The sequence below is a fragment of the Streptococcus oralis genome (assembly GCF_003942875.1).
GTDB lineage: Bacteria > Bacillota > Bacilli > Lactobacillales > Streptococcaceae > Streptococcus > Streptococcus oralis_BX.
Window position 1 is genome coordinate 109,028 of the sequence record NZ_RMVK01000006.1, and the last position, 13,548, is coordinate 122,575.

Annotated in this window: 19 protein-coding genes; all 19 read left to right on the forward strand. The window is 41.8% G+C overall.

The genetic code is table 11. The features are described from left to right. Window positions 1-179 precede the first annotated feature (179 nt). The gene (gene rpsH / locus D8844_RS07800) at window positions 180-578 is read left to right on the forward strand and encodes a 30S ribosomal protein S8 (protein ID WP_000245504.1); all 399 of its coding nucleotides are present in this window, start codon (window positions 180-182) and stop codon (window positions 576-578) included. Window positions 579-744: 166 nt separating this feature from the next. Next, a complete protein-coding gene (locus D8844_RS07805; protein WP_084975972.1) occupies window positions 745-924 on the forward strand; it encodes a hypothetical protein in 180 nt (59 codons plus the stop codon). Between the two features lie 62 nt (window positions 925-986). Further along, a complete protein-coding gene (rplF, locus tag D8844_RS07810; protein ID WP_125328286.1) occupies window positions 987-1,523 on the forward strand; it encodes a 50S ribosomal protein L6 in 537 nt (178 codons plus the stop codon). A gap of 83 nt (window positions 1,524-1,606) precedes the next feature. Further along, window positions 1,607-1,963: a 50S ribosomal protein L18 gene (gene rplR, locus D8844_RS07815; protein WP_004244055.1), complete on the forward strand. Its 357-nt coding sequence runs from the start codon at window positions 1,607-1,609 to the stop codon at window positions 1,961-1,963. A 17-nt stretch (window positions 1,964-1,980) separates the two neighbouring features. Further along, entirely contained in the window at window positions 1,981-2,475 is a 495-nt protein-coding gene (rpsE, locus tag D8844_RS07820) for a 30S ribosomal protein S5 (protein ID WP_000874204.1), read from the forward strand. Between the two features lie 13 nt (window positions 2,476-2,488). Continuing rightward, on the forward strand, window positions 2,489-2,671 hold the full coding sequence (rpmD, locus tag D8844_RS07825) for a 50S ribosomal protein L30 (RefSeq protein WP_000057241.1): 183 nt from the start codon (window positions 2,489-2,491) through the stop codon (window positions 2,669-2,671). Window positions 2,672-2,815: 144 nt separating this feature from the next. Then, window positions 2,816-3,256: a 50S ribosomal protein L15 gene (rplO, locus tag D8844_RS07830; protein WP_000766089.1), complete on the forward strand. Its 441-nt coding sequence runs from the start codon at window positions 2,816-2,818 to the stop codon at window positions 3,254-3,256. Window positions 3,257-3,268: 12 nt separating this feature from the next. Further along, window positions 3,269-4,579 (forward strand): preprotein translocase subunit SecY, encoded by a 1,311-nt coding sequence (gene secY, locus D8844_RS07835; RefSeq protein WP_125423173.1) that lies wholly within the window; start codon window positions 3,269-3,271, stop codon window positions 4,577-4,579. A gap of 145 nt (window positions 4,580-4,724) precedes the next feature. Then, on the forward strand, window positions 4,725-5,363 hold the full coding sequence (locus tag D8844_RS07840) for an adenylate kinase (RefSeq protein ID WP_001050433.1): 639 nt from the start codon (window positions 4,725-4,727) through the stop codon (window positions 5,361-5,363). A gap of 116 nt (window positions 5,364-5,479) precedes the next feature. Further along, window positions 5,480-5,698 carry a translation initiation factor IF-1 gene (infA, locus tag D8844_RS07845; protein ID WP_001029883.1) on the forward strand — a complete coding sequence of 73 codons (219 nt, stop codon included), beginning with the start codon at window positions 5,480-5,482 and terminating at the stop codon, window positions 5,696-5,698. A 24-nt stretch (window positions 5,699-5,722) separates the two neighbouring features. Next, complete coding sequence (rpmJ, locus tag D8844_RS07850) at window positions 5,723-5,839, forward strand: 50S ribosomal protein L36 (protein WP_001808836.1); 117 nt, start codon at window positions 5,723-5,725, stop codon at window positions 5,837-5,839. 17 nt (window positions 5,840-5,856) lie between these two features. Next, complete coding sequence (gene rpsM, locus D8844_RS07855; protein WP_000090781.1) at window positions 5,857-6,222, forward strand: 30S ribosomal protein S13; 366 nt, start codon at window positions 5,857-5,859, stop codon at window positions 6,220-6,222. A 17-nt stretch (window positions 6,223-6,239) separates the two neighbouring features. Beyond that, window positions 6,240-6,623: a 30S ribosomal protein S11 gene (rpsK, locus tag D8844_RS07860; protein ID WP_001118385.1), complete on the forward strand. Its 384-nt coding sequence runs from the start codon at window positions 6,240-6,242 to the stop codon at window positions 6,621-6,623. A 42-nt stretch (window positions 6,624-6,665) separates the two neighbouring features. Continuing rightward, window positions 6,666-7,601 (forward strand): DNA-directed RNA polymerase subunit alpha, encoded by a 936-nt coding sequence (locus D8844_RS07865; protein WP_049477375.1) that lies wholly within the window; start codon window positions 6,666-6,668, stop codon window positions 7,599-7,601. An 11-nt stretch (window positions 7,602-7,612) separates the two neighbouring features. Beyond that, the gene (gene rplQ / locus D8844_RS07870; RefSeq protein WP_000331493.1) at window positions 7,613-7,999 is read left to right on the forward strand and encodes a 50S ribosomal protein L17; all 387 of its coding nucleotides are present in this window, start codon (window positions 7,613-7,615) and stop codon (window positions 7,997-7,999) included. A 264-nt stretch (window positions 8,000-8,263) separates the two neighbouring features. Further along, window positions 8,264-8,530 carry an ACT domain-containing protein gene (locus tag D8844_RS07875; protein ID WP_000644111.1) on the forward strand — a complete coding sequence of 89 codons (267 nt, stop codon included), beginning with the start codon at window positions 8,264-8,266 and terminating at the stop codon, window positions 8,528-8,530. A gap of 9 nt (window positions 8,531-8,539) precedes the next feature. After that, window positions 8,540-9,877, forward strand: a complete 1,338-nt coding sequence (locus D8844_RS07880) for a PFL family protein (protein ID WP_125423176.1) — start codon at window positions 8,540-8,542, stop codon at window positions 9,875-9,877. A 236-nt stretch (window positions 9,878-10,113) separates the two neighbouring features. Beyond that, window positions 10,114-10,806 carry a histidine phosphatase family protein gene (locus D8844_RS07885; protein ID WP_000049285.1) on the forward strand — a complete coding sequence of 231 codons (693 nt, stop codon included), beginning with the start codon at window positions 10,114-10,116 and terminating at the stop codon, window positions 10,804-10,806. Between the two features lie 159 nt (window positions 10,807-10,965). Next, a complete protein-coding gene (gene leuS / locus D8844_RS07890; protein ID WP_125423179.1) occupies window positions 10,966-13,467 on the forward strand; it encodes a leucine--tRNA ligase in 2,502 nt (833 codons plus the stop codon). Window positions 13,468-13,548 lie beyond the last annotated feature (81 nt).

Genomic DNA, 13,548 nt, shown 5'->3' on the forward strand with positions numbered 1-13,548 from the left:
AAATAGGAAATTTGGTGAAGAAGCGATGCTCCAAATCAAATTTATCTTTTTTGCCCAGGTTGTAGCTCGTGTTCAAATAAGAGTTCTCTCATTTGAATGTGTCAATACTATCTGAGCCCAGCTCAATCATTAACTAGCAAGTGCAACTTGCAAACTACTAGTAAGAGGAGAAAAACAAAATGGTTATGACTGACCCAATCGCAGACTTCCTAACTCGTATTCGTAACGCTAACCAAGCGAAACACGAAGTACTTGAAGTACCTGCATCAAACATCAAAAAAGGGATTGCTGAAATCCTTAAACGCGAAGGTTTTGTTAAGAACGTAGAAATCATCGAAGATGACAAACAAGGCATCATCCGTGTATTCCTTAAATACGGACCAAACGGTGAAAAAGTTATCACTAACTTGAAACGTGTTTCTAAACCAGGACTTCGTGTCTACAAGAAACGTGAAGATCTTCCAAAAGTTCTTAACGGACTTGGAATTGCTATTCTTTCAACTTCTGAAGGTTTGCTTACTGATAAAGAAGCTCGCCAAAAGAACGTTGGTGGAGAAGTTATCGCTTACGTTTGGTAAAATCAAGATACAAAGAGCGTCATGGGCAATGTGAAAATAGGAAATCTGACAAAGAGTGTTAACACTCTAGGAAGATTTGTCTTTTTCACACAGACCATAGCTCGTGTTCAATTTAGCTGATTTACTGATCAGCTAAATAGAGAGTAAATTAGTTTAGGAGAAAAAGATGAAAGCTACTGAATTGAATGAAAAACTTATTGTTGCAGAAGACGCTTTGGCTGAATTGTCAAAAGATGACCTTGTATCTCTTTTATGTGAAATTGGTTATAGTCCTGCGGCTATTGATGTATTGACAGAATATCAGAAGTTTGTCAAAGCTTTTCGAAAGAAACTAGGTTTGCTCTAATCCGAATGCCCCCCGTGAAAACTGGCTGTAATGGCCTGACAATCTAACAGGAGAAAATAAACATGTCACGTATTGGTAATAAAGTTATCGTGTTGCCTGCTGGTGTTGAAATCACTAACAATGGCAACGTTGTAACTGTAAAAGGACCTAAAGGAGAACTTACTCGTGAGTTCTCAAAAGATATTGAAATTCGTGTGGAAGGTACTGAAGTAACTCTTCACCGTCCAAACGATTCAAAAGAAATGAAAACAATCCACGGAACTACTCGTGCTCTTTTGAACAACATGGTAATTGGTGTATCAGAAGGATTCAAGAAAGAACTTGAAATGCGTGGGGTTGGTTACCGTGCACAACTTCAAGGTAAAAAACTTGTTTTGGCTGTTGGTAAATCTCATCCAGACGAAGTTGAAGCTCCAGAAGGAATTACTTTTGAACTTCCAAACCCAACAACAATCGTTGTTAGCGGAATTTCAAAAGAAGTAGTTGGTCAAACAGCTGCTTACGTACGTAGCCTTCGTTCACCAGAACCATATAAAGGTAAAGGTATCCGTTACGTTGGTGAATTCGTTCGCCGTAAAGAAGGTAAAACAGGTAAATAATGTTGAGTGGTTGATTTATAACCACCAACCTATTTTCCAACTTAGTGCATAGCACACGATTTAAAACTAAAGAGGTGAAAACTGTGATTTCTAAACCAGATAAAAACAAACTCCGCCAAAAACGCCACCGTCGCGTTCGCGGAAAACTCTCTGGAACTGCTGATCGCCCACGTTTGAACGTATTCCGTTCTAATACAGGCATCTACGCTCAAGTGATTGATGACGTAGCGGGTGTAACGCTCGCAAGTGCTTCAACTCTTGACAAAGAAGTTTCAAAAGGAACTAAAACTGAACAAGCCGTTACTGTCGGTAAACTCGTTGCAGAACGTGCAAACGCTAAAGGTATTTCAGAAGTGGTGTTCGACCGCGGTGGATATCTATATCACGGACGTGTGAAAGCTTTGGCTGATGCAGCTCGTGAAAACGGATTGAAATTCTAATAGGAGGACACTAGAAAATGGCATTTAAAGACAATGCAGTTGAATTAGAAGAACGCGTAGTTGCTGTCAACCGTGTTACAAAAGTTGTTAAAGGTGGACGTCGTCTTCGTTTCGCAGCTCTTGTTGTTGTTGGTGACCACAACGGTCGCGTAGGATTTGGTACTGGTAAGGCTCAAGAAGTTCCAGAAGCAATCCGCAAAGCAGTAGAAGATGCTAAGAAAAACTTGATTGAAGTTCCTATGGTTGGAACAACAATCCCACACGAAGTTCTTTCAGAATTCGGTGGAGCTAAAGTATTGTTGAAACCTGCTGTAGAAGGTTCTGGAGTTGCCGCTGGTGGTGCAGTTCGTGCCGTTGTGGAATTGGCAGGTGTGGCAGATATTACATCTAAATCACTTGGCTCTAACACTCCAATCAACATTGTTCGCGCAACTGTTGAAGGTTTGAAACAATTGAAACGCGCTGAAGAAGTTGCTGCCCTTCGTGGTATCTCAGTTTCTGATTTGGCATAAGAAAGGGGATAAAATGGCTCAAATTAAAATTACTTTGACTAAGTCTCCAATCGGACGCATTCCATCACAACGTAAAACTGTTGTAGCACTTGGACTTGGCAAATTGAACAGCTCTGTTATCAAAGAAGACAACGCTGCTATCCGTGGTATGATCACTGCAGTATCTCACTTGGTAACAGTTGAAGAAGTAAACTAATGAATTCTTAGGGGATGTGGCAATACTCATCCCCTAAAACTAGATATAGTCATCTAAGATGACCATGTATAGGCGAGTTGATAAGGGAGACAACCTTTTCTCTCTTATCGGCGCTAGCATTTTACAAAAGAGGAGAAAATAATAATGAAACTTCATGAATTGAAACCTGCAGAAGGTTCTCGTAAAGTACGTAACCGTGTTGGTCGTGGTACTTCATCAGGTAACGGTAAAACATCTGGTCGCGGTCAAAAAGGTCAAAAAGCTCGTAGCGGTGGCGGAGTTCGCCTTGGTTTTGAAGGTGGACAAACTCCATTGTTCCGTCGTCTTCCAAAACGTGGATTCACTAATATCAACGCTAAAGAATATGCAATTGTAAACCTTGACCAATTGAACGTCTTTGAAGACGGTGCAGAAGTAACTCCAGTTGTACTTATCGAAGCAGGAATTGTGAAAGCTGAAAAATCAGGAGTTAAAATTCTTGGTAACGGTGAGTTGACTAAGAAATTGACTGTGAAAGCAGCTAAATTCTCTAAATCAGCTGAGGAAGCTATCACTGCTAAAGGTGGTTCTGTAGAAGTCATCTAAGAGAGGTGACCCATGTTTTTTAAATTACTAAAAGAAGCGCTCAAGGTTAAACAAGTTCGATCAAAAATTCTCTTTACAATTTTTATCATTCTTGTTTTCCGTATTGGGACAAGTATTACTGTTCCAGGTGTGAATGCGAAAAGTTTAGAAGCTCTCAGTGGTTTGTCTTTCTTGAACATGCTTAGTCTTGTTTCAGGGAATGCCATGAAGAACTTCTCCGTTTTTGCACTCGGGGTAAGTCCGTATATCACTGCTTCAATCGTTGTTCAATTGCTACAAATGGATCTTTTACCGAAGTTTGTAGAATGGGGCAAACAAGGGGAAGTAGGACGGAGAAAACTAAACCAAGCTACTCGTTATATTGCACTTGTGCTTGCATTTGTTCAATCTATCGGGATTACAGCAGGATTTAATACTCTATCTGGGGCGAAATTATTAACGACAGCTTTAACTCCACAAGTTTTTGTTACCATTGGTATTATCCTCACGGCAGGTAGTATGATTGTAACTTGGCTCGGGGAACAAATTACAGATAAGGGATACGGAAATGGTGTTTCTATGATTATCTTTGCAGGTATTGTTGCTTCAATTCCTGAGATGATTAAAGGCATCTATGTTGACTACTTCGTCAATATTCCAAGTAGCCGTTTGACTTCATCTATTATCTTTGTCGTTATTTTGATTATCGCTGTCTTGTTGATTGTTTACTTTACAACCTTTGTTCAACAGGCAGAATATAAAATTCCAATCCAATATACAAAAGTTGCTCAAGGAGCCCCATCAAGCTCATACCTTCCATTGAAGGTAAACCCAGCGGGGGTTATCCCAGTTATCTTTGCAAGTTCCATCACAGCAGCACCTGCAGCCATTCTTCAATTTTTGAGTGCTACAGGTCATGATTGGGCTTGGGTACGTACAGCACAGGAAATGTTATCTACAACATCTCCGACAGGTGTTGCTATGTATGCCTTGTTAATCATTCTCTTTACATTCTTCTATACATTTGTACAGATCAATCCAGAGAAAGCAGCAGAAAACTTGCAAAAGAGTGGAGCCTACATTCATGGTGTCCGTCCTGGTAAAGGTACTGAAGAATTCATGTCGAAACTTCTTCGTCGCCTTGCGACTGTCGGGTCAATCTTCCTTGGTGTGATTTCAATCTTGCCGATTGTGGCAAAAGATATCTTTGGTCTTTCAGAAGCTGTTGCTTTTGGGGGAACTAGTCTTTTGATCATTATCTCAACAGGTATTGAAGGAATCAAACAGTTAGAAGGTTACCTATTGAAACGTAAGTATGTTGGTTTCATGGACAAAACAGAATAAAAGCAAAATTACTTTTGCTTAGAGAGTGGAGTATGAAGGTCTATCTATCAGAGAGATTTTCGTCTCCCCTCTTCTATTTTGTTTTTAAATAGGGGTTGAATGAGATTTCTGCTTCTATTTAAATACAAAATAAGGAGATCCTATCATGAATCTTTTGATTATGGGCTTACCTGGAGCAGGTAAGGGAACGCAAGCAGCTAAAATTGTGGAGCAATTCCACGTGGCACACATTTCAACTGGAGATATGTTCCGTGCTGCTATGGCAAATCAAACTGAAATGGGTGTACTTGCAAAGTCATACATCGACAAAGGTGAGTTGGTTCCAGATGAAGTTACAAATGGAATTGTTAAAGAACGCCTTTCTCAGGACGACATCAAAGAAACAGGTTTCTTGTTGGATGGTTACCCACGTACGATTGAACAAGCTCATGCCTTGGACAAAACATTGGCGGAACTTGGTATCGAACTGGAAGGTGTGATCAACATCGAAGTGAACCCAGATTGCCTCTTGGAACGTTTGAGTGGCCGTATCATCCACCGCGAAACAGGTGAAACCTTCCACAAAGTTTTCAACCCACCAGTTGATTATAAGGAAGAAGATTATTACCAACGTGAAGATGACAAACCGGAGACAGTGAAGCGTCGTTTGGATGTGAATATTGCACAAGGTGAACCAATCATTGCTCACTACCGTGCCAAAGGTTTGGTCCACGATATCGAAGGAAATCAAGATATCAATGATGTGTTCAAAGACATCGAAAAAGTATTGACAAATTTGAAATAAAGCGTTTTTCACACTTGCAAAAAATCGCTACAAATGTTATACTGAGATAGTCTGACTTATAATTGTTGTCTCTATTTTCAGAGGCATCGAATCGAAATTTATGGAGGTGCTTTTGCGTGGCAAAAGACGATGTGATTGAAGTTGAAGGCAAAGTAGTCGATACAATGCCTAACGCAATGTTTACGGTTGAACTTGAAAATGGACATCAGATTTTAGCAACAGTTTCTGGTAAAATTCGTAAAAACTATATTCGTATTTTAGCGGGAGATCGTGTTACTGTCGAGATGAGTCCATATGACTTAACACGTGGACGTATCACTTACCGCTTTAAATAATCGAAAAACTTGGAGGGATAAGAAATGAAAGTAAGACCATCGGTCAAACCAATTTGCGAATACTGTAAAGTAATTCGTCGTAATGGTCGTGTTATGGTAATTTGCCCAGCAAATCCAAAACACAAACAACGTCAAGGATAAGATAGAAAGGAGAAAACATGGCTCGTATTGCTGGAGTTGACATTCCAAATGACAAACGCGTAGTAATCTCATTGACTTACGTTTATGGTATCGGACTTGCAACATCTAAGAAAATTTTGGCTGCTGCTGGAATCTCAGAAGATGTTCGTGTACGTGACCTTACATCAGATCAAGAAGATGCTATCCGTCGTGAAGTGGATGCAATCAAAGTTGAAGGTGACCTTCGTCGTGAAGTAAACTTGAACATCAAACGTTTGATGGAAATCGGTTCTTACCGTGGTATTCGTCACCGTCGTGGACTTCCTGTCCGTGGACAAAACACTAAAAACAACGCTCGCACTCGTAAAGGTAAAGCTGTTGCGATTGCTGGTAAGAAAAAATAATATAGGAGGTAAAAGTCTTGGCTAAACCAACACGTAAACGTCGTGTGAAAAAGAATATCGAATCTGGTATTGCTCATATTCACGCTACATTTAATAACACTATTGTTATGATTACTGATGTGCATGGTAATGCAATTGCTTGGTCATCAGCTGGTGCTCTTGGTTTCAAAGGTTCTCGTAAATCTACACCATTCGCTGCTCAAATGGCTTCTGAAGCTGCTGCTAAATCTGCACAAGAACACGGTCTTAAATCAGTTGAAGTTACTGTAAAAGGTCCAGGTTCTGGTCGTGAGTCAGCTATTCGTGCGCTTGCTGCCGCTGGTCTTGAAGTAACAGCAATTCGTGATGTGACTCCAGTGCCACACAATGGTGCTCGTCCTCCAAAACGTCGCCGTGTATAATCATCGCATTACACTGCTTTTCGTTTAAGAGGGAGTAACTAAATGATTGAGTTTGAAAAACCAAATATAACAAAAATTGATGAAAATAAAGATTATGGCAAGTTTGTAATCGAACCACTTGAACGTGGCTACGGTACAACTCTTGGTAACTCTCTTCGTCGTGTACTACTAGCTTCTCTACCAGGAGCAGCAGTGACATCTATCAACATTGAAGGTGTCTTGCATGAGTTCGACACAGTTCCAGGTGTTCGTGAAGACGTGATGCAAATCATTCTGAACATTAAAGGGATTGCAGTGAAATCATACGTTGAAGACGAAAAACTCATTGAACTTGACGTTGAAGGTCCTGCTGAAATTACAGCTGGAGATATTTTGACTGACAGTGATATTGAAATTGTAAATCCAGATCATTATCTCTTTACAATCGGTGAAGGTTCTTCTCTAAAAGCGACAATGACTGTTAACAGTGGTCGTGGATATGTACCTGCTGATGAAAACAAAAAAGATAATGCACCAGTTGGAACACTTGCTGTAGATTCTATTTATACACCAGTTACAAAAGTCAACTATCAAGTAGAGCCTGCTCGTGTAGGTAGCAATGATGGATTTGACAAATTAACCCTTGAAATCTTGACTAATGGAACAATTATTCCAGAAGATGCTTTAGGGCTTTCAGCACGTATCTTGACAGAACATCTTGATTTGTTTACAAATCTTACTGAGATTGCGAAGTCAACTGAAGTGATGAAAGAAGCTGATACTGAATCTGACGATCGTATTTTGGATCGTACGATTGAGGAACTGGACTTGTCTGTGCGTTCATACAACTGTTTGAAACGTGCCGGTATCAATACTGTGCATGATTTGACAGAAAAATCTGAAGCAGAGATGATGAAAGTACGAAATCTTGGACGCAAGAGTTTGGAAGAAGTGAAACTCAAACTCATTGACTTGGGTCTTGGATTAAAAGATAAATAAAGGAGGAATACATGGCTTACCGTAAACTAGGACGCACTAGCTCACAACGTAAAGCAATGCTTCGCGATTTGACAACTGACCTTTTGATCAACGAATCAATCGTGACAACTGAAGCTCGTGCTAAAGAAATCCGTAAAACTGTTGAAAAAATGATTACTCTAGGTAAACGTGGTGATTTGCATGCACGTCGTCAAGCAGCTGCTTTCGTACGTAATGAAATCGCATCTGAAAACTATGATGAAGCAACTGATAAGTACACTTCTACTACAGCACTTCAAAAATTGTTCTCAGAAATCGCACCTCGTTATGCTGAACGTAACGGTGGATACACTCGTATCCTTAAAACTGAACCACGTCGTGGTGATGCTGCGCCAATGGCAATCATCGAATTAGTATAAAATCATCAATTTTGTTGAGTGTTATGATGATGGAGTCTTGTGCTCTTAGTCTAGCTCTGGTCTACCGCTGGGACTTCGGTCCTAGCGGGAACACTCATCATCATTTGATAGGGTAGACGCTTGTTTACGAAATTGTTTTTTTGTTTAAGAACAACTTCGTAAGCAGGCGTTTTTTAGTATTTTTTTCGGAAATATGCTATACTAGGAAAAAAGAAAATCAAAAACGTTCAGGTTTTCTAATAATCGTAGAAATGGGGTATAAGAATGAAGGCTATTATTACAGTGGTTGGTAAGGACAAGGCTGGGATCGTTGCAGGCGTGTCTACTAAGATTGCAGAGTTGGGTTTGAATATTGACGATATTTCTCAGACGGTGTTGGATGAATACTTTACTATGATGGCGGTCGTTTCTAGTGACGAAAAACAGGATTTCACTTATCTTCGAAATGAGTTTGAAACTTTCGGTCAGACCTTGAATGTCAAAATAAATATTCAAAGTGCGGCGATTTTTGACGCTATGTATAATATCTAGGAGGTGGCTATGGATATTAGACAAGTTACAGAAACCATTGCCATGATCGAGGAGCAGAACTTCGATATCAGAACCATCACCATGGGGATTTCCCTTTTGGATTGTATTGATCCAGATATTGAACGTGCTGCTGAAAAGATTTACCAAAAAATCACCACTAAAGCTGCAAATTTAGTGGCTGTAGGAGACGAAATTGCTGCAGAACTTGGGATTCCTATTGTTAATAAACGGGTATCGGTGACTCCGATTTCTTTAATTGGTGCAGCGACTGATGCGACGGACTATGTTGTTTTGGCAAAGGCTCTTGACAAGGCTGCCAAGGAGATCGGTGTTGATTTTATTGGTGGATTCTCTGCCTTGGTACAAAAGGGTTATCAAAAAGGTGATGAGATACTCATCAATTCTATCCCCCGTGCTCTAGCTGAGACAGATAAGGTCTGCTCGTCCGTCAATATTGGCTCAACCAAGTCAGGTATCAACATGACTGCGGTCGCTGATATGGGGCGTATCATCAAGGAAACAGCTGCGCTATCAGATATGGGTGCGGCCAAGTTGGTCGTATTTGCTAATGCTGTTGAGGACAATCCTTTTATGGCAGGGGCTTTCCATGGTGTTGGGGAAGCAGATGTTATCATCAATGTTGGTGTTTCAGGTCCTGGTGTTGTCAAACGCGCCTTGGAGAAAGTTCGTGGTCAGAGTTTTGATGTTGTAGCTGAGACGGTCAAGAAAACAGCCTTTAAGATTACTCGTATTGGTCAGCTAGTCGGTCAAATGGCCAGCGAGAGACTGGGTGTTGACTTTGGGATTGTAGACCTAAGCTTGGCACCAACTCCTGCAGTTGGCGATTCTGTGGCTCGTGTCCTTGAGGAAATGGGCCTAGAAACAGTTGGTACGCATGGGACGACGGCTGCCCTCGCTCTTTTGAATGACCAAGTTAAGAAGGGCGGAGTGATGGCTTGTAACCAAGTCGGTGGCTTGTCAGGTGCTTTTATCCCCGTTTCTGAAGATGAGGGGATGATTGGTGCGGTACAAGATGGCTCTCTGAATTTAGAGAAACTAGAAGCCATGACGGCTATCTGTTCTGTTGGGCTGGATATGATTGCCATTCCGGAAGATACGCCTGCTGAAACCATTGCAGCTATGATTGCGGATGAGGCGGCAATTGGTGTCATTAACATGAAAACAACGGCCGTCCGTATTATTCCAAAGGGCAAAGAAGGCGATATGATTGAGTTTGGAGGCTTGCTAGGGACAGCTCCAGTTATGAAGGTCAACGGGGCTTCGTCTGTTGATTTCATCTCTCGCGGTGGGCAAATCCCAGCTCCAATCCATAGTTTTAAAAATTAATAAAAAAGCGAGAGGATTTAAGTTGAGTTTAAGGATGACTGTGTATACTATAATCATTAAATAAAGACCTCCTAACTTTATTTAATAGAAATCCTAAACTTTTTCATAATAATCTCCTAGGGAAGCTACCATGAGGGTAGCTTTTCTTTTGGATAATTTACAAATGTTGGCTTTGCTTTTGAAAGCCGAATATTTCTTTGATCCATGATATAATAGAAGAAAATGGAGGATAGAAAATGTCTAAAGTAAGATTGTATTTGGTCCGTCATGGGAAAACGATGTTTAACACCATTGGACGTGCTCAAGGATGGAGTGATACACCTCTGACTGCAGAAGGTGAGTTGGGAATCCATGAACTGGGAATTGGCTTGAGAGAGTCTGGCTTGCAGTTTGACCGCGCTTATTCCAGTGATTCAGGTCGCACTATTCAAACCATGGGAATTATCCTAGAAGAACTTGGCCTGCAGGGGAAAATCCCTTACCGCATGGACAAGCGAATCCGTGAGTGGTGCTTTGGTAGTTTTGATGGGGCCTATGATGGGGACCTCTTTATGGGGTTGATTCCTCGTATTTTTAATGTGGACCATGTTCATCAGTTGTCCTATGCAGAACTAGCAGAAGGTTTGGTAGAGGTTGATACTGCTGGTTGGGCAGAAGGCTGGGAAAAACTCAGTGGTCGAATCAAAGAAGGTTTTGAAACGATTGCCAAAGAAATGGAAGAACAAGGTGGGGGCAATGCTCTCGTCGTCAGCCATGGAATGACCATTGGGACTATTGTGTATCTGATCAATGGTATGCATCCACATGGTCTAGATAATGGTAGCGTGACGATTCTTGAATATGAGGACGGTCAGTTTAGCGTAGAAGTTGTTGGTGACCGTAGCTATCGAGAGCTCGGACGTGAGAAGATGGAAGAAATAAAAAATTGATAGAAGTTAGCTCCGAGTGGGAGCTAATTTTTTTCCTGTTAAATAAGGTGGATTTGCGACTCAGTATTTCTTGTTATCCAAGTCTAAAAGAACATTTCTCGTCTTTCAAATTCCCCCAAAAATGGTATAATAGTAACATCACAAAATTGGAGAGAGACCATGAGTTTTTACAATCATAAAGAAATTGAGCCTAAGTGGCAGGGCTACTGGGCAGAACATCATACATTTAAGACAGGAACAGATGCATCAAAACCGAAGTTTTATGCGCTTGACATGTTCCCTTACCCGTCTGGAGCAGGTCTGCACGTAGGACACCCAGAAGGCTACACTGCAACCGATATCCTCAGCCGTTACAAACGTGCGCAAGGTTACAATGTCCTTCACCCAATGGGTTGGGATGCTTTTGGTTTGCCTGCAGAGCAATACGCCATGGATACAGGGAATGACCCAGCTGACTTTACAGCGGAAAACATTGCCAACTTTAAACGCCAAATCAATGCGCTTGGATTTTCTTACGACTGGGACCGTGAAGTTAACACCACAGATCCAAACTACTATAAGTGGACTCAGTGGATCTTTACCAAGCTTTACGAAAAAGGCTTGGCCTATGAAGCGGAAGTACCAGTAAACTGGGTGGAAGAGTTGGGAACAGCTATCGCAAACGAAGAAGTCCTTCCTGACGGAACTTCTGAGCGTGGTGGCTATCCTGTTGTCCGCAAACCAATGCGCCAATGGATGCTTAAAATCACGGCCTATGCAGAGCGCTTGCTTAATGACTTGGATGAGTTGGATTGGCCAGAGTCTATCAAGGATATGCAACGCAACTGGATTGGCAAATCCACTGGTGCCAATGTAACTTTCAAAGTGAAAGGGACTGACAAGGAATTCACAGTCTTTACTACTCGTCCTGATACTCTTTTCGGTGCGACCTTCACAGTCTTGGCTCCTGAGCATGACTTGGTTGACGCCATCACAAGTCCAGAGCAAGCTGATGCAGTTGCAGACTACAAACACCAAGCTAGTCTCAAGTCTGACTTGGCTCGTACCGATCTTGCCAAGGAAAAAACAGGGGTTTGGACGGGCGCTTATGCTATCAACCCTGTCAATGGTAAGGAAATTCCAATCTGGATTGCAGACTATGTGCTTGCTAGTTATGGAACAGGTGCTGTCATGGCTGTGCCTGCCCATGACCAACGTGACTGGGAATTTGCCAAACAATTTGACCTTCCAATCGTAGAAGTGCTAGAAGGTGGAAATGTAGCAGAAGCTGCCTATACTGAAGATGGTCTTCATGTCAATTCAGACTTCCTAGATGGCCTTAACAAAGAAGACGCTATTGCTAAGATTGTGGCTTGGTTGGAAGAGAAAGGTTGCGGTCAAGAGAAGGTTACCTACCGTCTCCGCGACTGGCTCTTTAGCCGTCAACGTTACTGGGGTGAGCCAATCCCAATCATTCATTGGGAAGATGGAACTTCAACGGCTGTTCCTGAAAATGAATTGCCACTTGTCTTGCCAGTAACCAAGGACATCCGCCCTTCAGGTACAGGGGAAAGCCCATTGGCTAACTTGACCGACTGGCTTGAAGTGACGCGTGAAGATGGCGTTAAAGGTCGTCGTGAAACAAACACTATGCCACAATGGGCTGGTTCAAGCTGGTACTACCTCCGCTATATTGACCCACACAATACTGAGAAATTGGCTGATGAGGATCTTCTCAAACAATGGTTGCCAGTCGATATCTACGTAGGTGGGGCAGAGCATGCCGTTCTTCACTTGCTTTATGCTCGCTTCTGGCACAAATTCCTCTATGACCTCGGTGTTGTTCCAACAAAAGAGCCATTCCAAAAACTCTTTAACCAAGGAATGATCTTGGGAACAAGCTACCGTGACCACCGTGGGGCTCTTGTGGCGACTGATAAGGTTGAAAAACGTGACGGTTCTTTCTTCCATGTGGAAACAGGAGAAGAACTGGAGCAAGCACCAGCCAAGATGTCTAAATCGCTCAAGAATGTTGTCAATCCAGACGATGTGGTGGAACAATACGGTGCCGATACCCTTCGCGTCTATGAAATGTTCATGGGGCCACTCGATGCTTCCATCGCTTGGTCAGAAGAAGGTCTGGAAGGAAGCCGTAAATTCCTTGACCGTGTTTACCGTTTGATTACAAGTAAAGAAATTGCTGCGGAAAACAATGGTGCTCTTGACAAGGTTTATAACGAAACCGTTAAATCTGTTACTGAGCAAATCGAATCCATGAAATTCAACACAGCAATTGCCCAACTTATGGTCTTTGTCAACGCTGCTAATAAGGAAGACAAACTCTATGTGGACTATGCCAAAGGCTTTATCCAATTGATTGCCCCATTTGCACCTCACTTGGCAGAAGAACTCTGGCAAACAGTTGCAGCAACAGGTGAGTCCATCTCTTATGTGGCTTGGCCAGTATGGGACGAAAGTAAATTGGTTGAAGACGAAATCGAAATCGTCATCCAAATCAAAGGAAAAGTCCGTGCCAAATTGATGGTCGCTAAAGACCTATCACGTGAAGAATTGCAAGAAATCGCTCTAGCGGATGAAAAAGTTAAAGCAGAAATTGACGGCAAGGAAATCGTGAAGGTGATTGCAGTACCTAACAAGCTGGTAAATATCGTTGTGAAATAAGATAGGAATCCTTCAGAGTAGAATCTGGAGGATTTTTATTTGACAAGAAGTTTCTATTTTGTTAATATAATTAACAAAGAA